Genomic DNA, 26,665 nt, shown 5'->3' on the forward strand with positions numbered 1-26,665 from the left:
AAATTATTTTAACAAAAAAGGTTTTACTCTTTACAAGTATAAACATCTGAAAAATAGTCACTATATTTACTTATATATAAAAAGAAATTAACTAAACTTAAATATCATGGCAAAGAGTCAAGACGCTAAAAAAACAGCAAAAAAAGAACCTCTTAAAACTGCAAAAGAAAAAAAAGAGGAAAAGAGAGAAAAGAAAAATAGTCCTAAAAGAGACTAATTTTTAGTAATCAGTCGCAGTTTTTAGTATACAGTTTTTTTAACTGAAAACCGAAAACTGCGACTGTGAACTTTATTACTTAACAGGAATATTTGATAGAATTTCTAATACAAATTTCCAATATTTTTGAGCAGATGAAATATTTGCTCTTTCGTCTGGCGAATGTGCTCCGTGAATTGTTGGACCGAAAGAAATCATATCCATATCTGGATAATTTGTTCCTAGAATTCCACACTCTAAACCAGCGTGACAAGCTACAACTTTTGGTTTCTCATTATTCTGTTTCTCGTAGATTCCAACTAAAACATCTAATATCTCAGAGTTTACATTTGGAGTCCAACCAGGATAACTTCCTGAAAGTTCTACTTCGCACCCTACTAGTTCAAAAGCAGAACGCAATGAATTTGCTAAATCAAATTTAGAAGTTTCAACAGAAGAACGTGTTAAACATCCTATAGAAATCTCCCCGTCTTTTACAATTACACGAGCAATATTGTTAGATGTTTCTACCAAATCGTCCATATCAGCACTCATTCTGTAAACTCCATTGTGAGCTGCATAAATAGCACGAATAATTCCTTCCTGAACACCTAAATCCATAACTTTTTTAGGTAAATCGCATTTTACGATTTCTATTGTAAGGTTTGGTTCAGTTGTTTTATATTCAGTTTTAATATCGTTGATGATTTCTTGCATATCAAAAATGTAAGCTTCATCAAACATTTCTGAAATAATCACTTTCGCAACACTTTCTCTCGGAATTGCATTACGTAAGCTTCCTCCATTGATTTCAACAACTTGTAATCCGAAGTTTTCGAAAGCATCAAATAATAAACGGTTCATTATTTTATTTGCATTCCCTAAACCTTTATTGATATCCATTCCTGAATGACCACCATTTAAACCTTTTACAGTAATAATATGCCCAACAGAACCTTCTGGAACTTCTTCTTCATTATAGGTTCTTGTAGCTGTTACATCAATTCCTCCTGCACAACCAATATCAATTTCGTCATCTTCTTCAGTATCTAAATTTAATAAAATCTGACCTTGAAGAATTCCTCCTTTTAAATTTAATGCACCAGTCATTCCTGTTTCTTCATCGATTGTGAACAATGCTTCGATTGCAGGATGCGGAATATCTTTACTTTCTAAAATTGCCATTATTGTTGCAACTCCAAGTCCATTGTCTGCACCAAGTGTAGTTCCGCGAGCACGAACCCAATCCCCATCAACATACATATCAATTCCTTGTGTATCAAAATCAAAAACCGTATCGGCATTTTTTTGATGTACCATATCCAAGTGTCCTTGTAAAACAATTGCTTTACGATTTTCCATTCCCGGAGTGGCTGGTTTACGGATAATTACATTGCGAATTTCATCCTCAAAAGTTTCTAATCCTAAACTAGTACCGAAGTTTTTCATGAACTCAATAACACGCTCTTCTTTTTTAGACGGACGAGGTACAGCATTCAAATCGGCAAACTTATTCCAAAGTGCTTTTGGTTCTAAATTTCTTATTTCTTGACTCATTTATGTTTTGTTTGAAGTTTAACATTTTCCAACTTCAAAGTTACAAAGTTTAAATTCTTTTTCGATACTAATTGATATTGTATTTATATTTACGTATCCAAAATTTACACTGTGAAACGAAAATATATCCTTCCTCTTTTTTTACTCCTACAAATCATCATCTTAAAGATTATTCCATTCTTTCCAGAGTTCATTGAAAAAAATTATAGTAACGGATTGTATTTAAAAATTGCTTCCTTTTCTAGAATTGTACTTGGCAGAATTCCTTTTTCGATAGGAGATTGTATTTATTTTATCTTGATTGTATTGTTTTTAAGATGGCTTTGGATAAAACGAAAATCATGGAAATTATTATGGAAAGATAACCTCCTGACTGTTTTAAGTTATCTGTCGGTATTTTATTTTTTATTTCATTTTCTATGGGCGTTTAATTATTACCGAGAGCCTTTATTTGAAAAAATGGGAATTCAAAAGGATTATTCTGATGCCGATTTATTGGCTTTTACCAAAAAACTAATTACGAAAACCAACACCATTCAATTACAAATAACCAAGAATGATAGCCTTAAAGTTGTGTTTCCTTATTCGCAAGAACAGGTTTTTAACATGAACTTAAACGGATATAATAATCTTGCTGCCGAACATCCTTATTTTACCTATTCACATTTAAGTGTCAAGAAATCATTATTTAGTTTACCGCTCACTTATATGGGTTTTGGTGGTTATTTAAACCCATTTACTAATGAGGCTCAAGTAAATAGTCTTGGTCCCATGTATAGTTTTCCAATGACTACAAATCATGAAATGGCACACCAGATGGGATATGCTAGCGAAAACGAATGCAATTTCATAGGCTTTCTGGCATCGATAAAAAATGACAATATCTATATTCAATATTCAGGTTATAGCTTGGCTTTGCGTTATTGCTTAGGGATTATTCAAGCAAAAGATGAAAAATTATCTAAACAATTAGTAAAAACCGTTCATCCCGGAATTATAAAAAACTATAAAGAAAGTCAGGATTTCTGGAAACAATATGAGACTTTTATCGAAACTGGTTTCCATATTTTCTATGATAATTTCTTAAAAATAAATCAGCAAAAAGATGGCATGGAAAGCTACAGCAAATTTGTCGATTTAATGGTTAATTACTATAAAGGAAAAGAACTATAGATTTAGAAAAACTATATATTCAATGGTTTAAACTATAACTTTGAGAACTTTTTTTCTAACTCATCCAACCAATTTTCACGTTTGCTTTGACTCACCATTTTTACTCTATTATAACTAATCCATTTTCTATTTTTATAGCCTAATTTCCAAAATATGCCTCTCATGAAAGCTTTTTGAATTGCATTGCCAAAAATCCAACGATAGATATATCTCGGCGTATTCATTGTTGTAATTACAGTAACTCCTTTTATATTGTTTAATAAAGGTTTCATTCTTGTATTCTTATCATTTGCATAGTCATAAGCCAGTCCAGGAAAAATAACTTTATCAATAAAACCTTTCATTAAAGCTGGCATCAATTCCCACCAGATAGGGAATATAAAAACGAGATAATCCGCTTTTTCCAGTCGTTGCTGATAAGCTATAACTTGTCTGTCGCTAGGTTTTTTATCTCTAAACGATTTTAAATCTTCGGCTGTCATTACTGGATTAAATTGCTCATTATCCAGATGAATTAAATCCATAGAATGTTGCGCAGTTTTAAGGCCTTCTTGTACCGCATCGAGTAAAGCATTACAATAACTTCCTTTAAACGGGTGATTAAAGATGATTAAATAATTCATAGCTTTTTATTTAATTTGAACTAATTTTATTAATATAAGAATCAATGTTTCTGATAATCTCGTCATAATCCTTAACTTTTCCGATATCGAAAATGAATTTATCAGGTCTGATTACAACAAAATCTACTTTATTTTTAATCATCCATTTATTAAAAAAAACAGATTTAATCTCGATCGAGGAATCCGAAAAATCTTCCACTAGCGAAATGTATTTTAAAAAACCTGAAGGGTTAAAAGGGATTATTTTGCAATCTGAACGAAATAGCACAACCCAATGAAAACCACATAATTCATCTAAATATACTTTTCTTTGATTTTTTAAAATAACAAGGGGTTGAGGGATTCGTTTGCCTACCAAAGGATGCTTTAATTTTGAAAAATTTTTGACCTCTAAACCATAAAGATATTTTTCTATAAGTGCATCAATAGGTTTGCTGGGCAAAACATTCAGCAATCGCAAGAATCCATTCCTAAAAGATGCCAAAATAGGATTAGAATACTGAATAAATCCACCTAAAACAGAAGCCACTTTTATTATTTTTTCTACCTGCGGTGCTCTTTCCTTGTAATAAGAATCTAATAATTCATTTGTTGCTACATTAAAATTAGTACAAGCGCTAACAATCTTCCAGGATAAGTTTTTAGCATCTTTTATACCAGAACACATACCTTGCCCTAAAAAAGGTGGCATTTGATGTGCTGCATCACCTGCAAGAAAAACAGTGTCTGAACGCCATTCCTTAGCTACTAAAGTATGGAATACATATTTTTTCTTTCTAATAATTTCAAAATCATGTATAGGAAAATGAGATGCCAATCTTGGAATCATCGTATCTGCCAGCATTTCATCAGAAAATTTAGCATGTTTTTTAGAAATCATAAATTCCCACCTAAAATGATCTTTAACCCCATTTACATAGGTCATAGGTTGGTTTGGATCACAATATTGTTTATGATCTTCGGAGAAAATCTTTTTTCCTGTATAATTTGTATCAACAACAAACCATTCTTTTTTAAATCCAAAATCATGAACAGCTATATTCATCTTTTTTCGAATGGCACTTCTACCTCCGTCGCAGGCAATAAGAAATTTACCTTTTACATTTATAGATTCCTTTCTATTATTGGTTAATACCAAAGAAACTGTATCTACTTTTTTATCTAAATCACTCCAAGTTGTTTCTTTTAAAAATTCGACATTTGGATACTGCAAAAACCCGTTTCGCAAATGTTTCTCTATTTCAGGCTGTAAAATCCAACTACAATCAGGAATGTCTTCGGAAATACTTGAATTGGGTTGAAACTGAAAAAGCAGCTTATCTTTTTTTGAAACTAATGAATAATTTACAAAAGGCTTTATCGCATCTTTTTTCATTCCTTCATAAAGTCCTAATTCCTGAAAAATTCTAATTACGTCTTCATCAATGTGTACAGCTCTAGGATATTCGATAATATCCGCTCCCCTATCAAAGAGTAAAACCTTTAAATTTTGCTTGCCAAAATAATTAGCAAATGTGGCTCCTGTGGGGCCACATCCTGCTATTATTACATCATATACTTCTTCCATATGATATTTAAATTATAATTTTTCGACTAACAAGGCTGTTGCTGTAAGTCCTGGCCCAAATGCCATTGCTACAATTTTTGTCCCTTGTTTTATTGTTGGATCATTTATAATTTCATTAAAAATATGAGGTACTGTTGCTGATGACATATTACCTTGGCGACGTAATATTTCGTAAGACCAGCGGGCTTGTTCTTTAAAAACTCCTATTTCGTCAACTACATAATCAATTATTTTAGGACCACCAGGATGAATTGCAAAATGCATATTGTATTTTTCTTCTTCAAGATTTATACCTGCTTTTTCACAAAGTACTGACAAAAATGATTTGATATTTTTACGAATAAAAACAGGAACTCGCTTAGAAAGTGTCATTATAAAATTAAACTCCCCTAAATCCCATGACATATCTTCTAAAGAATCTGGTATAATAACTTCATGTGAGGCCAAAACACGCAATCCTTTTTTCTCCTCTATACTATCATCACTCATGAAAGCCTCTTCTTCGAGTAAAGAATATCCAATAAATCCGTCTGCAAAAAGAGAGCAAATCATAGTATTAGAGATAGAAAATTCAGTTAAATTAAGATGGGCAGACAATAGTTCTGTATGAATAACATCAACCCTTCCGTTACCAGGACTAGCGCTGATTAAACTGCTTGCTGTACGAATCGCCGGAAAAGCTCCATAACATCCCATTTGATAAGAATGTGTTACTTGAGCTGTTTCCCATTCTCTTTTTATAACGGCTTCTTGAGCTACACTAGGTGAGGCATAACCAGAACATGTAACATGCACGAGATTTTCTGGAGCAGTTACTGTTTTAGAATAAAATTCGTCAAAAACATAACTCATTTTTTCTTTAAACCATTGCATGCGGTTCCCTATTTTAGGGATACACAAATCGCCAGACTCATTCGTAAGACTATTAGGGTATTGATAATCTAAATGTGAAACACCATCCATTTCGTTTTCAATAAACTGGGCTACTTCTTCAAAAATTAAAATCTGCCTTTGACTAATGTTTTCGGGAGAAATAGAATACTTATCAACTTGATCTGAGACAAACTCAAAGCTGGTTGATACCTCGTCTTCTCCAGCAAGCGATAAAACAGATTGGTTTTGAAAATGATGGTAAAGAAATTTAGTGTATTCATTAAGTTTCCTTTGGTCAATTAATTTCCCTACAAGGATAGGTTGGAAATTAAATAAAATAATTTTTTTGTTCATTTTTTTTGGGGGGGGTTAGTTTTAAACAAATTTCAGTCAAATTTGTTTTTTAAAAATTAACAATTGTTAATTAAAAACGTACAAAAAACCCACCCTTAAAATATCTCAATTACATTGGAAACCTTATTTTTTACTTTTCCTCGCTCGAATCCGGCTTAAAGATACCGTAGTAATTCCTAAATAGGAAGCGATATATTGCAAAGGAACACGTTGCAATATATGTGATTTGTTTTTTAACAAATTTTGATATCGTTCTTCGGGTTTCTCTTTTATATAAGATAAAAAATGATGTATATAATTAATAAATCTATCCGAAGTAAAATCAAAAAATAGTTCTTTTAACGAAGGGTTTTCATCCATGATAATTTTCCAATGTTCCTTTCTAATTACCAAAACTGTCGTATTTTCTATAGTATCTAAGCTAAAAAAACTGGGAGTATCTTTTAAAAAACTCTCAAAAGAAGCAACAAAATCATTTTCAAAGAAAAACTGTATCGTTATTTCATTACCGTTATTGTTATTAGAAAGTCGCATACTTCCTTTTACTACAAAGTATAGCGTATTAGAAACATCTCCTTCTTTTAAAACGGTTCGCTTAGACGGCAAATTTATTTCTGACCAAAATTCTTTGTAATTAGCAATAATATCACCCAGCTCAGGATGAGTATTAGATATTCTAGTTAGCATTTATTATAAAATTAAGATTCAAATTACGTTGCTTACTAATACAGCATATTTTATGTTTATATTCAGATAATCAAATGTACTTGACAGTCAAAAAGAAACTATTAGTTGTTTCGCTAAATATTTTTCAAAGTTTTTAATTTACACCAATATAATGATGCTTTTATATTTGATACAGACTGAGTGTTCATTTTAGATTATTGAATTACTAAGTTTCTGAAACGCGAAATTATAACTATTCTTACAATTTATAAAGATATACGAAGACATAAATTGTTAATTTTGCCTTACATTCTTTTTCTTTTGTTAAAATAAAAATAAGAACCTTGAATTTATAAGCTAGTAATAATCTTATTATGGAAATATTCTTCTCATGATATAAACCTTGCAGCAATAATTCTATTATGAAGTATTAATATCAAAAAAATATAAAATAAAAAGATGTACTTTGTAACAAAATCAGTGTTCCTAACACTAATATATTTATGAGCGATAATTTAGAACATTCATTTGTTGTGCAATTGCAGGCAAACCAGAATATAATCCACAAGATTTGTAGATTATATACTGCCAACCAAGATGCTCACAAAGATTTGTTTCAGGAAATTACGATTCAGCTATGGAAAGCATACCCAAAATTTAGGGGCGACAGCAAATTCTCTACCTGGACCTATCGTGTCGCGTTAAATACTGCTATTACTTTATATCGAAAAACGAAACGCTCGATAGCAACTGTAGAGTTTGAAAATCACCAACATTTTATAAAAGAAGTTGATTACAACTATGAGGAAGAAGAACAAATTAAGTTAATGTACAAAGCCGTTTACCAACTAAACGATATCGAAAAGGCATTGGTTTTTATGTATCTTGAAGATAAAGATTATCAGGAAATTGCCGAAACGTTGGGTATTAGTGAAGTGAATGCACGAGTGAAAATGAATAGAATTAAAGGGAAACTTAAAAAAATATTAAATCCTTAAAAAAATTATGAAAGAACTGGATTTACTAAAAAAAGATTGGAACAAAACGGCAGACACTTTTCATCAAGTATCTGAAGTTGAAATTTATAACATGATTCATAAAAAATCGTCTTCGATTGTGAAATGGATTTTAGTTATAAGTCTTCTAGAAATATTATTTTGGACAATATCAAATTTTGTATTTAGCATTGATGATTTTTTAAAACAAATCAATCATCCTGAATACATACTATATCTTGAAGTAATAACTTACTTTAATTATGTAGTAGTATTAATTTTTGTGTATTTTTTCTATAAGAACTACACAACAATTTCTACAACAAAATCTACAAAATTACTAATGAGTAGTATTTTAAAAACCCGAAAAACGGTTCAATACTACGTTTGGTACAACTTGGCAATGGCTGTTTTAAGTTCTGTTATAAGTTTCTTTATTGCTTTTTCAAGCCCAGAAATGAATTATCTTAAAGAAAAGATTGCTACCAACGCAACGGTAATGTTAATGGTAATAGGAATTTTACTATTAGTGACTCTTGGATTCCTAGGGCTCTTCTGGTGTTTTTACAGACTTATATATGGTACGTTACTACGAAGATTGTACTCTAATTATAAAGAACTTAAAAAGATTGATTTATAATCATAAGGTTCAAAGGGACAGAGTTACAAAGACTCAAAGACTTTTGCAAATAGAAATACTATAAAACTAAAAAGGGAGATGTAAAATATATTTACATCTCCCTTTTTACAAAAATCATTTACTTGGAAAACTAATAATCCCATCTACGCATTTGATTTAGTTCTTCCTGAACTTTTAGTTCTTCAGATGGAATAACTTTTAAAAATGAAGGATGTTGTTCGATAGCAAATTCTACTTTTTCAACAATCTCTTCTATAGTTTCATTATCATAGTCAATAACAAGTGGCTCTTTGATAATAAATGATTGCAGAATTCCTTTCTTTTTCAATCGTAATCCTTTTTTGTCAAAAGAACGACGGAAACCATCTATCACAATCGGAACTACTATTGGTCGGTGTTCTTTAATAATATGTGCTGTACCTTTACGAACTGGCTTAAATGATTTGGTTGTTCCTTGCGGAAACGTAATTACCCAACCATCATTAAGTGCCATTTTAATATTTTCGGTATCATTTGGGTTTACTTCTCTTTTTTCGGTAACATCTACGCCTTTAGCACGCCAAGTACGCTCTACTGTAATTGCTCCTACATAAGATAAAATTCTTGGTAGCAACCCTGCTCTCATTGTTTCTTTGGCAGCAACGTAATAAATATTCATTTTAGGTTGCCATAGATAACCTACATTTTTTATATTATCCTCTCTCCCACTTAAACTTGCGTTAAAAACATGAAACATAGCCACAACATCGGCAAAATAAGTCTGATGATTGGATATAAAAAGAACATTTGTATCGGGTAAGCTTCTTATAATTTCTGAGCCATCAATTTGTAATTCATTAAAACCACGATAGCGTCTGTGCGTAACTGCTCCAAAAACTCGAATTAACCATTTTTTAATGAATAATATATGACCAAAAGGATTTCTTTTAAACAATCCCATAAATTTATGTGTTATTTTGAAAAATTAGAAGGACAAACTTACGAAATTTATTTTTGTCGTACCAAGTAGAAACTAGTCTATGAATGCAAATTGCAACTTATTTAATATCAGCATTAATACTGTCAATTATTAAAAATAAACGTCTCTTTATGTTAAATAATTGTATCTTAAAAAAATAAGACTTTCTATTACTTTTACCTAAGGTGTGAGCTTTTAAATACCGTGCTAAAACTATTTGGTTACAAAATTCTCTTTTAAAAAATCTTTCAATTCACTTAATATCATAGCAGTAGCTCCCCAAACAATATGATTTTCTATCTTAAAAGCCGGAACCGAAATATTAGCCGCATACGAAGTTGATAAAATGGTATCAATAACTATTTCATCATCTAAAAAAACTAAAAGTGGCAACTCAATAATATCAGCAACCTCTCTAGAATCTGGATAAAAATGAATTTCCTCATTACAAACTCCAAGAAAAGGATGTACCATAAAATTACTAGGTGGAATATACATAGGTGTAAAAGCCTTTAATACCTTAATCTTTTCAGGTGAAACTCCTACTTCTTCATATGTTTCCCTTAAAGCAGTTTGCTCATAATTTTCATCTTCGAGTTCATATTTCCCACCAGGAAAAGCTATTTGTGACGAGTGAACTCCATTATAGGCATTACGAACAATTAATACCAAATGTGTTTTTCCGTTTTTGGGATAAAACAACATCATAACCGCAGCAATTCTTGGGTTCTTAGTATTCATATCCTGATTTATCAAGGACTCTACTCTTTCCAAAGGTGCCATTTTTAAGTGAGCATCAATAGCTGGAAGTTTTGCATGCGCAAAATTGGGAACAAAATGTAAAAAGTCTTGAAAATCCATAATCAAAGTCTATTTTTGTAGTCTCAAATAATATATAAATATACTTTAGAAAATGGTGTCTCACAAATTTTCTAGATCTTAAGCCAATAAAAATGTATAGTAAAGAAGAATCACAAAAATTAAAACGAGAATTCTGGGTTTCTTTCGCAGAAAAATATCCTCGAAAATGGGTGCTTTATGATACCAAAATAAAAGATTTTTCATTTAAATTTTATGTCGATAATAAAAAAGCACAAGTCTTAATAGATATCGAACATCGTAGTGATGAAAAACGAAATGCTTACTATGAAAAGCTAGAAGCCTTAAAAAATATTCTGGAAGAAGAATTTATTAAAGATCTAATTTTCGAAAAAGAATACACACTGGAAAGCGGAAAAACTATTAGCCGAATTTGGGTTGAAAAACTTGGAGTTGGTTTTAGCAATCGTAATTATTGGGATGCTATTTTTGATTTCTATTACGAGAAAATGAATGCACTGGAAATGTTTTATCTAGAGTACGATGAATTTATTAAGGATATTGAGTAGATTCAGAGTTTCGAAGGTTTTCCTGTAGAGATGCACAGCAGTGCGTCTAAAGGTTCAAAGAAACAAAGGTTCTATGAATTGTGGCAATATAATTTTATAAAAAGGAACAAACAAACCCGACAAGTTTTATAACTTATCGGGTTTGTTTTTTTAGTTACTAATTATTGCGATAAAAGCTAAAAATCAGTTTTGTTTAGCTTCAAAAACAACAAATTAATATCAGCAAAAAAACTCAAATTAAAACACTTAATTTCTTACAAACGTTAATAAAATTTTTATATTTGACAAAATTAAACCTAATCAATGAAAAAAATTTTACTCGCAATTATTTTAGTTTCATTTGCTAAAACTTATTCTCAAACAAATTACGCATTCGTTTATAATAATGATTCCATACTTAAAAAAGGAATCTCTCTACACGATGCAAAAAAATATGATGAAGCAATTAAGGAGTATGAAAAAATCAGTAAAACTGATCCTAAATTCTTTAATGCTCAATATGAAAAAGCAATTAGCCTTCGACAATCTGATAAAAAGGAAGAATTCAAATCCTTTATCGAAAGCTTATACACTAAAAATGTAATGCCCGAGTTCCCTGAACTTTACGCGGTTTATGCTAATTATTTGAGTGATGAAAAAGAGTATGACAAATCAGAGAAAATTTTTAAAGAAGGAGAAAAATACTTACCTAACTCTTCTTCATTTCTATATAATCTTGCAATTCTGTATGTTCGAAAAGGAGAAACACAAAAAAGTGTTGATATACTTGAACGCATAATTACAAATAATCCTAACCACCCTTCATCTCACTTTTTCTTGGGATCGATTGCATTAGAGAACGGAAAAATAACCGAAGGCACACTTGCTTTAATGAGCTACCTTATAATTGCTCCAACTGGCCCATATGCAGAAGCTGCTATTTTAAAATTAAATGCTAAATATGGTCAAAATTATCTTGACGAAAGCAAAGTTGTTTTTTCTAAAACAGGAGATAATTTTGAAGAAATAGAAACTATACTTAGAAACCAATTGCCTTTAAAAAGTGCTTACAAAGTAAAGTCTAATATCGATGATGTTATAACACGTCAAGTTCAGGCAGTTGCCGAATATACATTAGAGCACAAAATGGGTGATGGTTTTTTTGAAACTATTTATATTCCATGGGTAAAAACCATGATGGAAGAAAACCAATTTGAAGGATTCTCCTATTATATGTTAGTATCAATGGAAGAAAAGTTAGGAAAAACATTAACCAAGAACGTAAAGAAAATCACCTCTTTTAATGAAAACTACATTAAAAAAAGCTTTTGGTCAAAATATGCTAAGAGAAACTTAGATGTTTTTGGAAAACAAGAAGATGTTGTGATAACATTAGAAAACGGCAGACCTTATCTTATTGGTCCGCAAATAAATGGAAAATCAGAAGGAAAATATAAATACTTAAATAGTGATGGAAATCTTAAAGGAGAAATCAACTTTAAGAATAATTTATTAGATGGACATCAAAAATATTATGATGACAAAGGAAACCTAAGCGAAGAAAAATATTTTATAAATGGAAAGTTAGAAGGTACCAGAACAACATATTATAAAAATGGATCTATAGACTTAGTCGAAAATTATAAAGATGGTCTTTTAGATGGAATATGCACTTCTTATTATCCTAATGGAGGGAAAAATTGCGAGATAACTTTCACTGGTGGAAAACGTAACGGAAAGCTAATTTGTTTGTATCAAAACGGTGGAAAAAAATCTGAAACAGGGTATGAAAACGGAAAATTAAACGGGAATTACTTAGAGTACAATGTAGCTGGTGATATAGTAGAGAGTGCGAATTATGTTAATGATGTAGTCGACGGAAAATCTGTTCAATACCATGATGGCAAAACAGTAAAAAATGAAGTTACCTATAAAAATGGTGTTGTACAGGATACATACAAATCCTATTACAGTAATAAAACTCTAGAAAGAGAAAGTACTTTTTCAGCAGGTAAAATAGTAAAATTAAATGATTACTTCCCGAATGGTAAAAAATCCACTGAATTAACATACGACCAAAAAGGGCAATTAGAAGCATACAGTTATTTTGACATCAATGGTAATAAATATTATGATGAAAAATACAAATCTGGAGAATTAAAATACGGATTACAATATTCTGATAAAAATGCAAAACCTAAAGAAATAAGTCTGTCACAAAAACCTTTTGAAATTAAAACTTACGAAGGAAAAGTAGTAGTTTATGGTAATTATGAGAAAGGTAATAAAAATGGCGAATGGAATTATAACTATAGATCTGGCAGCCCTAAATCTAAAGAGTTTTATTCCCGAGGTAAACTGCATGGTTTATATACTGCTTATAATCAGAATGGAAATATAGACAACATCCGAAATTATGCAAATGATACAATAAATGGAACTTTTGAAGTATACGAGGATAACAAATTAAACAGAACTTTCTATTATCAAAACAACACTCAAAACGGACCTTTTAAATCTTTTTATTCTGATGGAACAACAAGTATTGAGGGCTATTTTGTAAATGGAGATTTGAATTTCAAAAAATATAGCTATTCTCAAAATGGAGTAATCTCTATCATCGATAATTATGTTGATGGTTATTTGATTAGTAAAGAATACTATAATCAAAAAGGAATTAAAGAGAATGAAATTGATTATAAGAATAAAACAGGAAAATTTGTTTTATCACATAATAATGGTACAGTTATTCAGGATTACAACCTAAAAAATGGAGTATTTAACGGTGCTTATACATTAAAAGACAAACTAAATACTCCTATTACTACAGCCGAATATCTTAATGGCAAATTACATAATTCATACAAATCGTATAGCCCATCTGGTAGTATTTATACCGATAGTAATTATTATTCTGGAGATATAAATGGTATGAGTAAACAATACGATTTAGTGGGTAATTTAAGGCTTACAACCGAGTACACTTTTGGGGATGAAAACGGAAAAACCATTCGTTATTACCACAATAAAACTAAATTATCAGAATATAACGAACTCGACGGATTAACGGAAGGGGAATACATTTATTACAATCAAAAAGGGGAACCTATATTAGCTATTGGCTATACAAATAATCAGCCTATGTATTATACCCGCAAAAGTAAAACAGGCGAACTAAATGATAAAGTAATTATAGAGAACGAAACAGCTGAAGTTAGTTCTTATTACCCTAACGGAAAAGTTGCGATACAACTGAATCTCTTAAAAGGAAATCTAGACGGTAAATTAGTCATTTACAATATGGAGAGTAAACCTGAATATGAATCTATGTACAAAAATAGTATTCTAGACGGAGATCGTATTGAATATTATGCAAATGGTAAAATATATAAGAAAGAGCATTTTGTAAAAAATGACTTCGAAGGCATTCAGGAATATTTTAAAGAAGATGGAAAACCTTGGCTTAAGTCTGCTTATAAAAATGGTGAGTTACACGGGAACACATTAATTTATAAAGAAGGAAAGCTAGTATTAACAAAAAAATACGATTCAAATGAATTGGTCAATATTGCTAAATAAACACCTCTTATATATTGCTTTTTTTGCGTCTTTTGTATTAACGAGTTCTGCTCAGAAATCACTTAAGGACTATAAAATTTTGTATCCAGATTATAATGAACTCATTTTGAATGAGGTTCAGTCTTATGATATATCTATTAAAGATAAAAAACTAAAAATCATACAGGATAATCATTATGAATCAATGATTCTTAACCAAAATGGTATTCAAAACACCAAAGAATCATTTTCATATTCGGATTTAATAAAACTAAAAAGTTACGATGCATACACCATTATTAACGATAACGGAAAAGAGAAAAAAATAAAAGTAACGCAAACAAACGAAAAGCAATCGCAACAAAGTTCTGTGTTTTATAATGATGTTATGGAACGTCAGCTTACATTTCCAAATCTTGAAACGGGTGCAAAAAAAGTATATGATTATCAAACTGAATTTATAGATCCGTATTTATTACAAAGATTCATTTTTGGAAATAATTTACCAATTCAATATTCAAGCTTAGAAGTAAAAACGGATAAAAATATCTCGATAGATTTTAAGATTTTTAATGATCCTAAAAATACAATCGTATTTTCTAAAACAGAGAAAAAAGGAAAATGGATTTATAAATGGACATTAACCGATATAAAACCCGTAAAATACGAAGACAATTCTCCAGGATATTTATATCTGGTTCCTCATATTGCGTTTTATATAAAAGAGTATCAAATAGACAATAAACCAACAGAAGTATTAGGTACTACAAATCAATTATTTGGTTATTATAAAGGCTTTGTTAAAGATTTAAATAAAGACGATAATGCCGACTTAAAAGCGCTATCTCTCGAAATTACAAAAGATAAGAAAACAGATAGCGATAAAATAAAAAGCATCTTTTATTGGGTAAAAGAGAACATTAAATACATCGCTTTTGAAAACGGTTATGAAGGATTTATTCCTCGTGAAGCAACTTTGGTTTTTCAGAGAAAATTTGGAGACTGTAAGGACATGGCAAGCATAATTTCCTGTATGGCAAAATATGCCAATGTAAGCAATGTAACTCTAGCCTGGATAGGGACACGAAGTATTCCCTATTCATACGATGATTTACCTACACCTGCTGTTGATAACCATATGATTGCTCTTTTTAAAAATAATGATGAATACATCTTTTTAGACGGTACCGACAAACAAACCCGATACGGAATCCCTACAGCATTCATACAAGGAAAAGAAGCCATGTTTGGCGAAAATGGTACCTATAAAATTATTAAAGTCCCGATAGTACCTGCCGAAAAAAATGAAATAAAAGAAACCGTAAACATCACTATTGCAAAAAATAAATTAATAGGGTCAGGAAAAGTATCACGCACAGGTTATGACAGAAGCCATACATTAATGCAAATTGGAGATGCAACAAATAAAGCCCGATTCGAAAGAATAAAAAGTCTTGTTATAAAAGGCAACAACAAGTTTAATCTGGAGGAATACACCGAGGAAAATGTAAATGACAGAGATAAAGCCTATATAATAAACTACAAATTCGATTTAGATAATTACATCGTAAAAGTAGATAATGAAGTCTATATCAATTTATTTCTGGATAAATATCTAGATAAAGCTGTTATAGACCAAAACCGAACTTTTCCATATGAGTTTGAATATCTAACGAAATTCAATACACAGTATATTCTTGAAATTCCTAAAAATTATAAGATAAAATATCTTCCAAAAAACTTTGAATTAGACAACGATTATATAAAAGCAAATTTTACTTACATATTAAAAAACAATCTTTTATATCTAAATATCGAGTTAAGCCAGAAGAAATTATTACTTATCAATTCTGATTTTGCTGCTTGGAATGAAACGATAAAAAAACTAAAAACCAACTACAACGAGAACCTAATCTTATCTGAGAAATAATGAAAAAAGAACTATTAAGAACAATCTTAACCTTTATTGCAATTATAAACACTTCCGTTTTTTTTGCACAAGATTACAGTTTCAAAGACTATGATTGGAAAGAGAAAGAAACCACGATAGAAATTCCTAAACAATACAAAGACGAAAAAGAAGTAATTTTAAATCGTACCACCAAAATAGAAATTATTGTAGTAGGAAAAGCAGCTCAACAATACCGATTATTTCATGAAAAAATTTACATCAATTCTGATGAATCAATAGAAAGAAATAATAAAATCTATATCCCTTTTAATGAAGATGAAACCCTATTGCTTAATAAAGCCAGAGTAATTTTAAAAAATGGAAAAGTAATAACCTTAGACAAAGGAGATATTAAAGAAGAAGTTGATGCCGAAAAAGGATTAAAATATCATTATTTTGCTGTAAACGGACTTGAAAAAGGAGCAGTAATCGAGAAATTATACATCCTGCAAGAAACGCCAGAATTAGATGGTAAAACAATTAAAATGCAATCGCAATACCCTATTGCCGAGCTAAACTTTGAATTAATTTATCCAGTACACCTCGTTTTTAAAACTAAATCATATAATGGATTAAGTGAACCAGTTTTAGACGATAAAAAGTTTGAAAACAAAACGGTATTGAGCATAAACGATAAAAACATCATTGCTTTAAAAAATGACGAAGCATACTCAAATTGGGACGTACAATTAAGATTACTACGTTACAAACTAAACGCTAATAATTATAGCGGCTCAAAAAACATCAATAACTTTAAAGAATATGCTACAAGTTTATATGAACGCATCAATCCAGAATTAGATAAAAAACAACAAAAAGCAATAACAGAATTTTGTTCTAAAATACCTAAGTCAAATGACTTACAAGAACAAATCTGGAATATTGAAAACACAATTAAAAAAAGCATTGCTTACGATAAATATGTAAGCCAGAAAGAAACATTAACAGAGGTAATTAAAAGTAAGCAAGCCTGTAGTATCGATATTTTAAAATTATATGTTACCGTTTTAAAGAATTTTAATATCGAGAACAACGTCGTATTTACTTCAAACAGATACGAAATCCCTTTTGATAAAAATTTTGAGAGTTATGAAAACTTAAGCGAATTTTTATTCTATTTCCCTTCAATAAAAAAATATCTTACCCCAACAGAAATGGAATTCCGTATTCCGTTATTTCCCGCTTACTTAGCAAATAACAATGGTTTATTTATAAAAGAAAAAGTATTTGCAGGCGTAAAAATGGGAATTAGCGAGATTAATTTTATCGAAATTCCTGATGCTACAATCACACATGATTTCATGGACATTACTATAGATTTTACAAAAGATATAGAAAACCCATTAATAACAAGTAAATTTACTTACGGAGGTTATTCAGGACTAAATTTTCAGCCTATAAAAGATTTTGTTTCTGATGAACAATACCAAACCATGCTAAAAAGCATAGCCGAAAATTATACTTCGCAAACAGAATTCAAAACATTAACTACCGAAAATGATGGAACCGATTTTATAGGAAAAAAACCTTTTATAATTAATCTTACGTTCGATGGAAAAGAAATAATTCAAAAAGCGGGGGCAAATTACTTAGTATCCGCTGGAAAAACTATTGGTAAACAAATGGAGCTTTACCAGGAAAATAAAAGAATGTTACCTATAGAAATTGATTACCCACATTCCTACACAAGAAAAATTAAGCTTATACTCCCAAAAGGAGCGACCATAAAAAATCTGGAGAAATTTAATATGGATTTCAAGACACAGATAAACGGCAAAACCGAAGCTGGTTTTACAAGTAAATACACTAAGAACAATAACGAAGTTATAATCGAGAATAGTGAGTTCTACAATATCGTAAACTACCCCTTATCGAGCTTCGAGCAATACAAAGCAGTTATAAATGCAGCCGCAGATTTTAATAAAGTTGTAGTTATTATCTCAAAATAAACAAAAAACCCGACAGACTTTAAAATCTGTCGGGTTTTCTATTTAGTTTCTATTTCTTCCTTATTAGTCCGATACAGCGTTTACATTATCGTATCTTAAATAATTTGGGCGTGTCCCTTCGGGTCGGGCTGTTCGCTACAAGTCCTCGCACTTCCTTCGTCAGGCTGTGGGCTTTTCGCTGCCATCCCTCACGCAAAACACATTCTAATATAATTACATATTAAAAATATTATACACTACAATTCGGTCATTGTAATTTATATACAATTGCTTTCTGTTATCTTGCATTTTTCTGGTAATGATAGACAACTTAGCATCGTTTCCGCCTAAATCTTTACAGATAAAAGAATACACAATATCGGTATCATTCTCTTCTCTGGCTATATAATCAGAAATTTGAAAAACTTGCACCTCTTGAGAGTTAACAACAATTCGGTTTTTATCAGTATCTAAAACAACCATAATATTAACCAATTCCAAGTCGGACCATTTGCCCCATTTCCCCTTTTCATTTTTCTGTAAAACGCTATAACCAGAAGTCCTAAACTTGTAACTCTGACTATAGGTTTGTTGCAAACCAAGACCTAAAAAAAGTAATACTATGTATATTTTTATGCGATTCATTTATCTAAAAATCTAAATTTAATGTTTGCTTACGTGCATTTTCAAAATCCGAAATCATTTCTTCAATAATTTCAGCAGCAGGTTTAATATCATGAATAAGTCCAGCTATTTGTCCGATTTCTAATTCTCCTTCTTCCAAATCACCTTCAAACATTCCGCGCTTCGCTCTCGCTCTACCCAAAAGTTCGACAAGTTCTTCTTTAGTTGGACATTTTTCATACAATGCCTGAACATCCTGATAAAATTTATTCTTAATTAATCGCACAGGAGCCAACTCTTTTAATGTCAATTGAGTATCACCTTCCTTAACCTTAACAATAGTTTGCTTAAAATTATCATGTGCCGATGATTCTATCGAAGCTGCAAAACGACTACCAACCTGTACTCCATCAGCACCCAGAATCATTGCTGCAAGCATTCCTTTACCTGTTGCGATTCCCCCTGCTGCAATAAGCGGAATAGTAATTTTTTCGCGCACCATCGGAATCAATGTAAAAGTCGTTGTTTCATCACGACCATTATGTCCCCCAGCTTCAAAACCTTCGGCAACAATGGCATCAACACCTGCTTCTTGTGCTTTTAACGCAAAAATAGTACTACTTACCACATGCACAACCGTAATGCCATTTTCTTTTAAAAAAGATGTCCATGTTTTAGGATTTCCAGCCGATGTAAATACAATTTTCACCCCTTCATCAATAATGATTTTTATGATTTCGTCGATGTTAGGATAAAGCATCGGTACATTAACACCAAATGGTTTAGATGTTGCTTTCTTGCACTTCTGAATATGCTCACGCAATACTTCAGGATACATCGAGCCAGCACCAATTATTCCTAAACCGCCCGCATTACTTACTGCACTAGCAAGTTTGTAGCCACTATTCCAAATCATTCCTGCCTGAATGATTGGATATTTTATATTAAAAAGAGTTGTAATCTTATTCATGTAATAATGCCAATTATTGTTTTATAATTTTACCTGTTTTGTGTAGGTTATTTGCGTCTAAAGTATAAAAATAAATCCCAGAATGTAATGATTGTAATGAAACCGTCGAAGCCTCATTTGTAATTTGCTTTTCCAGTACCTTTTGTCCAAGAATAGAATATACCGTTACAAACGCTTCATTAATACCATTTGATAAAGTAAAGAAAATATCAGAATCAGTTGGGTTAGGATATAGTAAAAAATCAATATTTTCATTCGATTTTACACTTAAAGCATTATTTAATGCCAAACTAAAATCAGGGATTCCGTAGCCAAATTGTGGATTAGGAGAAGCATATCTATCTGCAGATTGCAAAACCAATTGTCTAATTTGCTGATTCGTTTTATTCGGGAAAGCCTGCCATAAACAAGCAATTGTTCCAGCCATTATGGGGCATGAAAAAGAAGTTCCGTTTGTTGTACCAATATTTCCTGAAACATCCGATACCACAGCAGCCGTACCTTGAGCCATAACATCAGGTTTAATTCTCTGGTCATAACTAGGGCCAATAGAACTAAAATAAGATAAATTCTTGGTAGCTGTTACCGAACCTACAGTAATTACAGATGCAGCATCAGCTGGGCCTCCAATATGTTTTTCTGCAGTATCTCCTTCATTTCCAGCAGATGCAACCACAATCATACCTCTGCTAAAAGCGATTTCAGCTCCTCGCGAAATAAAATTAGTTGTACCATTCATATCGCTATATGTATGGCTATAATTTGCATTATCATATCCAAAATATCCCAAAGAAGTTGTGATAATATCAGCCCCTAACCTATCTGCCTCTTCTGCAGCTTCGACCCAAAGAGATTCCTCTACAGGATTCTCTGAGTTATCATCTTCAGTAATAAACAAATAATAGGAAGCATCGGGAGCAGTACCAACCAACGCATTAACTTTATATCCTCCCATAGTCGACAAAACTTCGGTACCATGAGAAACGCCGGTATAAAAATCTGGATTTCTTAAAACGTAATTATAACCGCCTAGAATCTTATTATTATCTCTTAAGCGCTGAAAAGTACTTGCGGTATTAACACCTGGAAAACCCGCATCGAGAACAGCAATTATTTTGCCCGCACCGGTATAATCTTGTTGATGCAAGATATGTCCGTTAAGCATTTGAATCTGGTTTGCAGAAGTCCCATAAGAATAGTTCACAGCAGTTTTAAGCTCTTTATCTGTTACTTCAACCTTATCCGAAGCTACTTTTCTCCCAGTAAGATTCAATGATTTATTTGCAAAATCAACTTTAGATACAAACGATAATAGCTTTAGATTATTGATATTAGCTTGTGTTCCTCGAATATGCATTGCATTCAACCACTTCGATTTTGCCATAACCGTTATTCCTGTACTAGCTTGTACCTGACTAACATAAGCTGTTTCGATAGGAATATCTTTAAAATCTAAAGCAATATTCTGATTGGTTCTTCTATCCAAAGCTCTTTGAGAAAGCATAGATAAAGGATTATCATAATAGGTTTGAGAATTGGGTTTTGCATTAAAATAAACCCATGCTTCTTCTTGCGAAAAACTCGCTGCCGAAATGAATAATAAGAGAATTATGAAATATCTTTTCATAGGATACTTTTTTAGATAAGGTTAAACCTTCCGTAAAAAAGTACTAATCTAAGAAATTACTCCCGAACCAACTAATTCATTATCTAAATACCAAGCAACAAATTGTCCTTCGGTTATAGCCGATTGTGGCTCATCAAAATGAACATACATTCCACCTTCAAATTGGTGTAAAGTTGCTTTTTGTAAAGGCTGACGATAACGAATTCTTGCCATTACCTCCATTTGTTCTCCCTTTTTTAAAGCTAAATCGGTACGAATCCAGTGTACTTCAGATTTTTCTATAAACAATGCTTTCTTGAACAAACCAGGATGCTGACTTGTTAAACCAGTATAAATAGTATTAGTCTCAACGTCGGTTGCAATAATAAATAACGGATCAGTTGTTCCGCCCACATTAAGTCCTTTTCGCTGACCTGTAGTAAAATAATGTGCCCCTTGATGTTTTCCAACTACTTTACCCATTTTTGGAGTGTAAAGTAATTTCTTAGCTTCAAGTTCTAATTCTTTTTCAAGAGATAAATCTTCAGATTTCTCAGCATTATATATTGGGTCATTTTTATCAATTTGTACAATTAAACCATCTTTAGGTTGTAGTTTTTGTTGCAAAAATTCAGGCAAACGCACTTTCCCAATGAAACATAATCCTTGTGAATCTTTCTTTTCGGCAGTAACCAAATCCATTTCAGCAGCAATTTCGCGTACTTCTGGCTTAGTCAATTCTCCAATAGGAAACAACGATTTAGACAATTGTTCTTGCGACAATTGACACAAGAAATAAGATTGATCTTTATTGGTATCAGCTCCAGCAATAAGTTGGTATACTTTTTCGCCATTAACTTCGACTTCTGTTTTTTGGCAATAATGTCCTGTAGCCACATAATCAGCTCCAAGACTTAATGCGATTTTCATGAAAACATCAAATTTAATCTCACGATTACACAACACATCAGGGTTTGGTGTGCGTCCTTTTTCATATTCGTTGAACATATAGTCAACGATTTTTTCTTTATATTCTTCGCTTAAATCAACGGTTTGAAAAGGAATCCCAAGTTTTTCGGCTACCAATAATGCATCATTACTATCTTCTAACCAAGGGCATTCGTTAGAAATAGTAACTGAATCATCATGCCAATTCTTCATAAAAAGACCAATAACCTCATATCCTTGTTGTTGCAACAAGTAAGCTGCAACACTAGAATCAACACCTCCGGAAAGTCCTACTACAACACGTTTCATATATTTGAAATCTAAAAAAAATTATTTTGCAAAGTTAATCCATAATTGCAGATAATAACTATTGTTTCCATTAGTTTATGCAATTGGGTAGTAGATAAAAGTTATTACAATTTTTGTTTACATTTAATACTCAAATTAATTGCTATGAAAAAGTGTATTTATACCATTATTTGCTTTGTAATAATTACCACTTTTTATGCTCAAAATTATGTTTCAAAATTACCAAACTACGAAGCATACAAAGCATTCAGAGGAAAACCGCTATCTGATAAATTCTCGAATATCGAATCGGTTAAGATTATTTATGACCTTAAAAGCAAAAAGATATACTATTTCAATAGTACATTAATTAAGCTCCATTATGATTTTGTGGTTGATTATTTGGGTTATAGTAAAGAATTAGAAATCTTTAACCGTGATAATTATAGCAATACCGACAAAAATAGAAACTATCTACTTGGGAATCTTAACCATATAAAAGGAACCGAAAAATGGATTTTTGAACTGGCTGCTTCTGATCATATGCCAATTCCACTGATTGAGCAGTTTTACAACCTCATTACCGAAACTAGTTTTATTGAAAAAAACCTAAAATTCTATCTAAATAACAGAGAAAATATCGATTTATATGAATTGGGTAAATTTAAAATTCCTTGTGTAAAATCCGACTATATCTTTAATGAACTTAAATACCAAGAAGTCGTTTCTGGAAAGAATGTTGGTATTTTAAAAATGTACCGAACTAAAGATTTAGAAAAGATAAAACCCAACAAAGACGAGATTATTATTCTAGACGGAACGCCAGAAATCCTACCAAATGTAAGAGGAATTATTGTAAATGAATTACAAACTCCTCTGAGTCATTTAGTCATATTAGGAAAGAACCGAAAGATTCCTATTATGGCTTATACCGAAGTTTTAAAGGATAATAAAATCAAAAATTTAATTGGTAAAAAAGTAGAATTAAAAATTGCTATTGATACCTTTTACATTAGTGAAACTACCAAGAAAATAGCCGAGAAACCAATCTCTAAAAAGAAAAAACTAGTCGTAGATAATTCGGTTACAGAACTAGTTGATTTATCCAGCATTCCAAAAAATGGCGTGAATTATATTGGTGCAAAAGCACAAAATCTCGCTTATCTAATTGCTATTGCAAAAGAAACCCCTTTTAAAACACCAGAGAATGCTAATGCGATTCCATTTTATTATTACACAAAACACATTCAGAATAAAAGTATTTCACCACTAATAAAAGAGCTTTTAGATAATCCGCATAAGGACTCCGCACAATGGATAAACAATCAATTGAAAAAGATTCGAACTGCGATAAAAAAAGAACCCATCGATAATGTATTGATTACTAAACTAAATGAAAAATTAGGAAAACAAACTGATTTTAAGAATTTTAGATTTCGCTCTTCTACTAATGCCGAAGATATAGATGGATTTAATGGTGCAGGCTTATATGAGTCTAAAACCGGAATTCTGGGAGACACTATTAAAACATTCGAAAAAGCGATTAAACAAGTTTGGGCAAGCGTATGGAATGAAAGTTCGTATTGGGAGCGTGAACTCTTTGGCATCGACCAACAAAACATTGCAATGGGAGTTCTCGTTCATCGTTCGTTCCCAGATGAATTGGCAAATGGTGTTATTATTACTAAGAATATCTTTAGAGAAAGCCTTCCTGGAATTACTGTAAACATTCAAAAAGGAGAAAACTCAGTTGTAAAACCAGAAAAAGGAGAAGTTTGCGAACAATTTGTAGTTTATAATTTTACTTTCGATGAAGCTAAAGATCCCGATTTTGATGTCGATTTTACTTCTAATTCAAATTTAAATGACAATAAACCTTTGCTAACGAAAAAGGAGATCAATAACCTTTATTTAGTTAGCAAAAAGATAGAAAGCAAAATGTCCCGTTATTGGAAAAATTCAAGTAGCGCTATCGACATGGAATTTAAGATTGTAAACCAAAGCAGGGATTTATATATAAAACAAGTCCGCCCTTTTAATAATTAGCTTTCACCATTTTTTTACCATTTTTTTATCATTAAGAGATTAAGTAAAATTAAGTTTTCATAAATCTCTCGCAAGGTTTATCCTCAATATTATCTTTTCGACGAAGGAGACTCGAGCGATAGCGAACAGACGTAGTAAATCTCTGCAAGAAACTGACTCACAGTTTTTTTTCTTTTCTTAAATTGTCGAGCTACCCGTGGAGATTTCTCCTTCGTCGAAAAGACAAGTTTGAGATTGTTTTGTGTAAAGCTAAAGTCCTTACTCTCTTGCATTGCGTATTTGCTAAATTTTTAAAACTTGACTTAATTTTTCTTAATCTCTTAATGGTAAAACCTTTTTTAAAAACCTTTATTTTAATAAAAATCAATACAAAACTGTAACGTCGATTTCTTTTGTTACGGTATTTATGGTAATGATTTTAAAGTCGAAATTTTCTATATTAATTTGTGTTTGAATTAATTGTCGTATATTCTGATTATTCAAAGAAAAGTCATCTCCCAGGATTACTTTCACATCAACCGTGTTAAGATATCTCGATGCTTTTTTGTTTACTAAAACGGAAGCTATAATGTAAAAACCAATGATAATTAACTGAAAGAAAAGCAACACTTCTATTTTTTCAAATGGATACATAATATCCAAAATAGAAAGTGTTATTGTAGCAAACAAAAAGATTATTGCATTTACAGTAAAGGTTTGGGTTCTAAATCTTAGAATAGAAAAAATCGCAAATAAGCCAAAGCCAATTCCTACTCCTATTTCGATTCTGGTAAACAAATAACATAAGGAAAAAGTACATAACCCAACAATAACCATTAATGGATTAATTGTTTCATTATCTTTTCTGTTCGAAAAAAAGTATAAAATCAGAATTGAAAAAAACAATAATACAAACCTTCCGAAAAGTTCTTGTAAATCCATATGAATCTATTAGTTAAGACTCAAATTTAACAAATTTATCTATTGTTTTATTTTTTTTTCTTCTCGACTTTATCAGCTGTTTTGTTTGCATTTTTCGGATCGCTCATATTGATTTCTTTTACTAGTTTTCCTTTTTCGAAAAATTGCCAGTTACCTGATTTTTTACCATTTAAAAACATCCCTTTTGAAGCAACAGTTCCATCAGCATTATTAAAAATAGCTTCTCCGTTATATTCGTTGTTTTTATAATACAACTGTTCTAAGACAGTTCCATTTTCCGCATATCTTTTATAAGGACCGTCTTTTATACCGTCTTTATAATTCATTTCTTCAGCAATTTTTCCATTTGGATAAAAAACCGAACGCAAACCGTTTAACTTCCCTTTTCTGTAATTCTCGATTGTCATAACAGTTGGAGAAGCTTGGTGATAATATTTCCACTCCCCTTCAAAAAGCTTATTAACTACTTTGCCTTCGCTAACTTTATTCTTGCTCTGATCATAAAAAATAGTATAAGCACTCCCGTCATTAGCACTAAAATCTCTCGTTGCAATTACACTAGCAGCTTTGGTATCATCATAAAACTTAAAGATACCTGTTTCCTTACCGTGACTAAAAGTTCCTTCGTAACGAGGTCTTTTTGATTCTTCATAAATCCCTTTCCAAAGTCCATCCTTTTTTCCTTCCGCATCGAGCTTATTCAAGTTTGCCTGAGCATTTATAAAAAAAGCATTCAACAAAAGCAATCCGAGTATTATTCTTTTACAAATCATTTTATCTTCTATTTAAAACCTTAACGAAATAGTGTATTATAAATTATACGTGTATAAAAAAATCCCGATAAATCGAGATTTTT

At 31.2% G+C, this 26,665-nt stretch carries 21 protein-coding genes; 8 read left to right on the forward strand and 13 right to left on the reverse strand.

Going from position 1 to position 26,665, the window contains the following annotated elements:
- Positions 1 to 292 precede the first annotated feature (292 nt).
- Complete coding sequence (locus ACJ6WR_RS03505; RefSeq protein ID WP_409417062.1) at positions 293 to 1,753, reverse strand: aminoacyl-histidine dipeptidase; 1,461 nt, start codon at positions 1,751 to 1,753, stop codon at positions 293 to 295.
- A gap of 111 nt (positions 1,754 to 1,864) precedes the next feature.
- On the opposite strand from ACJ6WR_RS03505, the gene ACJ6WR_RS03510 reads away from it, so the two are divergent.
- A complete protein-coding gene (locus ACJ6WR_RS03510) occupies positions 1,865 to 2,926 on the forward strand; it encodes a DUF3810 domain-containing protein (RefSeq protein WP_039112593.1) in 1,062 nt (353 codons plus the stop codon).
- 32 nt (positions 2,927 to 2,958) lie between these two features.
- On the opposite strand, the gene ACJ6WR_RS03515 is transcribed toward ACJ6WR_RS03510, so the two are convergent.
- The 4 genes from ACJ6WR_RS03515 to ACJ6WR_RS03530 form a co-directional block, all read right to left on the reverse strand.
- Positions 2,959 to 3,549: an NAD(P)H-dependent oxidoreductase gene (locus ACJ6WR_RS03515; protein ID WP_039112592.1), complete on the reverse strand. Its 591-nt coding sequence runs from the start codon at positions 3,547 to 3,549 to the stop codon at positions 2,959 to 2,961.
- A gap of 10 nt (positions 3,550 to 3,559) precedes the next feature.
- Positions 3,560 to 5,116, reverse strand: a complete 1,557-nt coding sequence (locus ACJ6WR_RS03520; protein ID WP_323489082.1) for an FAD-dependent monooxygenase — start codon at positions 5,114 to 5,116, stop codon at positions 3,560 to 3,562.
- A gap of 12 nt (positions 5,117 to 5,128) precedes the next feature.
- A complete protein-coding gene (locus ACJ6WR_RS03525) occupies positions 5,129 to 6,343 on the reverse strand; it encodes a 3-oxoacyl-[acyl-carrier-protein] synthase III C-terminal domain-containing protein (protein ID WP_409417063.1) in 1,215 nt (404 codons plus the stop codon).
- A 123-nt stretch (positions 6,344 to 6,466) separates the two neighbouring features.
- Positions 6,467 to 7,030 (reverse strand): Crp/Fnr family transcriptional regulator, encoded by a 564-nt coding sequence (locus ACJ6WR_RS03530; RefSeq protein WP_039112591.1) that lies wholly within the window; start codon positions 7,028 to 7,030, stop codon positions 6,467 to 6,469.
- A 482-nt stretch (positions 7,031 to 7,512) separates the two neighbouring features.
- Between ACJ6WR_RS03530 and ACJ6WR_RS03535 the strand changes: the two genes are divergently transcribed.
- Positions 7,513 to 8,007: an RNA polymerase sigma factor gene (locus ACJ6WR_RS03535; protein WP_035623144.1), complete on the forward strand. Its 495-nt coding sequence runs from the start codon at positions 7,513 to 7,515 to the stop codon at positions 8,005 to 8,007.
- 7 nt (positions 8,008 to 8,014) lie between these two features.
- Positions 8,015 to 8,644 carry a hypothetical protein gene (locus tag ACJ6WR_RS03540; RefSeq protein WP_039112590.1) on the forward strand — a complete coding sequence of 210 codons (630 nt, stop codon included), beginning with the start codon at positions 8,015 to 8,017 and terminating at the stop codon, positions 8,642 to 8,644.
- 130 nt (positions 8,645 to 8,774) lie between these two features.
- Here the strand turns inward: ACJ6WR_RS03540 and ACJ6WR_RS03545 are convergent, their stop codons facing one another.
- Both ACJ6WR_RS03545 and ACJ6WR_RS03550 read right to left on the reverse strand, forming a co-directional pair.
- A complete protein-coding gene (locus tag ACJ6WR_RS03545) occupies positions 8,775 to 9,584 on the reverse strand; it encodes a lysophospholipid acyltransferase family protein (RefSeq protein ID WP_039112589.1) in 810 nt (269 codons plus the stop codon).
- 231 nt (positions 9,585 to 9,815) lie between these two features.
- Entirely contained in the window at positions 9,816 to 10,463 is a 648-nt protein-coding gene (locus tag ACJ6WR_RS03550) for a CoA pyrophosphatase (protein ID WP_086894232.1), read from the reverse strand.
- A 92-nt stretch (positions 10,464 to 10,555) separates the two neighbouring features.
- Here ACJ6WR_RS03550 and ACJ6WR_RS03555 point away from each other — a divergent pair, with 92 nt between their 5' ends.
- The 4 genes from ACJ6WR_RS03555 to ACJ6WR_RS03570 all read left to right on the forward strand — a co-directional run bounded on the left by ACJ6WR_RS03555 (position 10,556) and on the right by ACJ6WR_RS03570 (position 18,427).
- The gene (locus ACJ6WR_RS03555) at positions 10,556 to 10,990 is read left to right on the forward strand and encodes a DUF4268 domain-containing protein (protein WP_039112587.1); all 435 of its coding nucleotides are present in this window, start codon (positions 10,556 to 10,558) and stop codon (positions 10,988 to 10,990) included.
- A 303-nt stretch (positions 10,991 to 11,293) separates the two neighbouring features.
- The gene (locus tag ACJ6WR_RS03560; RefSeq protein ID WP_409417064.1) at positions 11,294 to 14,548 is read left to right on the forward strand and encodes a tetratricopeptide repeat protein; all 3,255 of its coding nucleotides are present in this window, start codon (positions 11,294 to 11,296) and stop codon (positions 14,546 to 14,548) included.
- Positions 14,523 to 16,457 carry a DUF3857 domain-containing protein gene (locus tag ACJ6WR_RS03565; RefSeq protein WP_039112584.1) on the forward strand — a complete coding sequence of 645 codons (1,935 nt, stop codon included), beginning with the start codon at positions 14,523 to 14,525 and terminating at the stop codon, positions 16,455 to 16,457. Before ACJ6WR_RS03560 ends, ACJ6WR_RS03565 begins: the two co-directional genes overlap by 26 nt.
- Positions 16,457 to 18,427: a DUF3857 domain-containing protein gene (locus tag ACJ6WR_RS03570; RefSeq protein ID WP_323489078.1), complete on the forward strand. Its 1,971-nt coding sequence runs from the start codon at positions 16,457 to 16,459 to the stop codon at positions 18,425 to 18,427. The genes ACJ6WR_RS03565 and ACJ6WR_RS03570 overlap by 1 nt, the downstream gene beginning before the upstream one ends.
- Before the next feature lie 213 nt (positions 18,428 to 18,640).
- On the opposite strand, the gene ACJ6WR_RS03575 is transcribed toward ACJ6WR_RS03570, so the two are convergent.
- Genes ACJ6WR_RS03575 through mnmA form a run of 4 tightly spaced genes read right to left on the reverse strand, consistent with a single transcriptional unit; the run spans position 18,641 to position 22,863 of the window.
- The gene (locus tag ACJ6WR_RS03575) at positions 18,641 to 19,051 is read right to left on the reverse strand and encodes a hypothetical protein (RefSeq protein ID WP_039112582.1); all 411 of its coding nucleotides are present in this window, start codon (positions 19,049 to 19,051) and stop codon (positions 18,641 to 18,643) included.
- A 4-nt stretch (positions 19,052 to 19,055) separates the two neighbouring features.
- Positions 19,056 to 20,000: an NAD(P)H-dependent flavin oxidoreductase gene (locus tag ACJ6WR_RS03580; protein WP_409417065.1), complete on the reverse strand. Its 945-nt coding sequence runs from the start codon at positions 19,998 to 20,000 to the stop codon at positions 19,056 to 19,058.
- 13 nt (positions 20,001 to 20,013) lie between these two features.
- Positions 20,014 to 21,627: a S8 family serine peptidase gene (locus ACJ6WR_RS03585; RefSeq protein WP_409417066.1), complete on the reverse strand. Its 1,614-nt coding sequence runs from the start codon at positions 21,625 to 21,627 to the stop codon at positions 20,014 to 20,016.
- A 48-nt stretch (positions 21,628 to 21,675) separates the two neighbouring features.
- The gene (mnmA, locus tag ACJ6WR_RS03590) at positions 21,676 to 22,863 is read right to left on the reverse strand and encodes a tRNA 2-thiouridine(34) synthase MnmA (RefSeq protein ID WP_409417067.1); all 1,188 of its coding nucleotides are present in this window, start codon (positions 22,861 to 22,863) and stop codon (positions 21,676 to 21,678) included.
- Between the two features lie 144 nt (positions 22,864 to 23,007).
- Between mnmA and ACJ6WR_RS03595 the strand changes: the two genes are divergently transcribed.
- Complete coding sequence (locus ACJ6WR_RS03595) at positions 23,008 to 24,888, forward strand: PEP/pyruvate-binding domain-containing protein (RefSeq protein WP_409417068.1); 1,881 nt, start codon at positions 23,008 to 23,010, stop codon at positions 24,886 to 24,888.
- Positions 24,889 to 25,251: 363 nt separating this feature from the next.
- Here the strand turns inward: ACJ6WR_RS03595 and ACJ6WR_RS03600 are convergent, their stop codons facing one another.
- Both ACJ6WR_RS03600 and ACJ6WR_RS03605 read right to left on the reverse strand, forming a co-directional pair.
- On the reverse strand, positions 25,252 to 25,809 hold the full coding sequence (locus ACJ6WR_RS03600; protein ID WP_409417069.1) for a DUF4956 domain-containing protein: 558 nt from the start codon (positions 25,807 to 25,809) through the stop codon (positions 25,252 to 25,254).
- A 47-nt stretch (positions 25,810 to 25,856) separates the two neighbouring features.
- Positions 25,857 to 26,582 (reverse strand): toxin-antitoxin system YwqK family antitoxin, encoded by a 726-nt coding sequence (locus tag ACJ6WR_RS03605; RefSeq protein WP_409417070.1) that lies wholly within the window; start codon positions 26,580 to 26,582, stop codon positions 25,857 to 25,859.
- Positions 26,583 to 26,665 lie beyond the last annotated feature (83 nt).

The sequence above is a fragment of the Flavobacterium sp. PS2 genome, from assembly GCF_046250155.1.
Lineage (GTDB): Bacteria > Bacteroidota > Bacteroidia > Flavobacteriales > Flavobacteriaceae > Flavobacterium.

Excerpts from the sequence above, each read along its gene's own strand:
- ACJ6WR_RS03505 (WP_409417062.1), bottom strand. The coding sequence starts at position 1,753 with ATGAGTCAAGAAATAAGAAATTTAGAACCAAAAGCACTTTGGAATAAG.
- ACJ6WR_RS03515 (WP_039112592.1), bottom strand. The coding sequence starts at position 3,549 with ATGAATTATTTAATCATCTTTAATCACCCGTTTAAAGGAAGTTATTGT.
- ACJ6WR_RS03520 (WP_323489082.1), bottom strand. The coding sequence starts at position 5,116 with ATGGAAGAAGTATATGATGTAATAATAGCAGGATGTGGCCCCACAGGA.
- ACJ6WR_RS03525 (WP_409417063.1), bottom strand. The coding sequence starts at position 6,343 with ATGAACAAAAAAATTATTTTATTTAATTTCCAACCTATCCTTGTAGGG.
- ACJ6WR_RS03530 (WP_039112591.1), bottom strand. The coding sequence starts at position 7,030 with ATGCTAACTAGAATATCTAATACTCATCCTGAGCTGGGTGATATTATT.
- ACJ6WR_RS03535 (WP_035623144.1), top strand. The coding sequence starts at position 7,513 with ATGAGCGATAATTTAGAACATTCATTTGTTGTGCAATTGCAGGCAAAC.
- ACJ6WR_RS03540 (WP_039112590.1), top strand. The coding sequence starts at position 8,015 with ATGAAAGAACTGGATTTACTAAAAAAAGATTGGAACAAAACGGCAGAC.
- ACJ6WR_RS03545 (WP_039112589.1), bottom strand. The coding sequence starts at position 9,584 with ATGGGATTGTTTAAAAGAAATCCTTTTGGTCATATATTATTCATTAAA.
- ACJ6WR_RS03550 (WP_086894232.1), bottom strand. The coding sequence starts at position 10,463 with ATGGATTTTCAAGACTTTTTACATTTTGTTCCCAATTTTGCGCATGCA.
- ACJ6WR_RS03555 (WP_039112587.1), top strand. The coding sequence starts at position 10,556 with ATGTATAGTAAAGAAGAATCACAAAAATTAAAACGAGAATTCTGGGTT.
- ACJ6WR_RS03560 (WP_409417064.1), top strand. The coding sequence starts at position 11,294 with ATGAAAAAAATTTTACTCGCAATTATTTTAGTTTCATTTGCTAAAACT.
- ACJ6WR_RS03565 (WP_039112584.1), top strand. The coding sequence starts at position 14,523 with ATGAATTGGTCAATATTGCTAAATAAACACCTCTTATATATTGCTTTT.
- ACJ6WR_RS03570 (WP_323489078.1), top strand. The coding sequence starts at position 16,457 with ATGAAAAAAGAACTATTAAGAACAATCTTAACCTTTATTGCAATTATA.
- ACJ6WR_RS03575 (WP_039112582.1), bottom strand. The coding sequence starts at position 19,051 with ATGAATCGCATAAAAATATACATAGTATTACTTTTTTTAGGTCTTGGT.
- ACJ6WR_RS03580 (WP_409417065.1), bottom strand. The coding sequence starts at position 20,000 with ATGAATAAGATTACAACTCTTTTTAATATAAAATATCCAATCATTCAG.
- ACJ6WR_RS03585 (WP_409417066.1), bottom strand. The coding sequence starts at position 21,627 with ATGAAAAGATATTTCATAATTCTCTTATTATTCATTTCGGCAGCGAGT.
- mnmA (WP_409417067.1), bottom strand. The coding sequence starts at position 22,863 with ATGAAACGTGTTGTAGTAGGACTTTCCGGAGGTGTTGATTCTAGTGTT.
- ACJ6WR_RS03595 (WP_409417068.1), top strand. The coding sequence starts at position 23,008 with ATGAAAAAGTGTATTTATACCATTATTTGCTTTGTAATAATTACCACT.
- ACJ6WR_RS03600 (WP_409417069.1), bottom strand. The coding sequence starts at position 25,809 with ATGGATTTACAAGAACTTTTCGGAAGGTTTGTATTATTGTTTTTTTCA.
- ACJ6WR_RS03605 (WP_409417070.1), bottom strand. The coding sequence starts at position 26,582 with ATGATTTGTAAAAGAATAATACTCGGATTGCTTTTGTTGAATGCTTTT.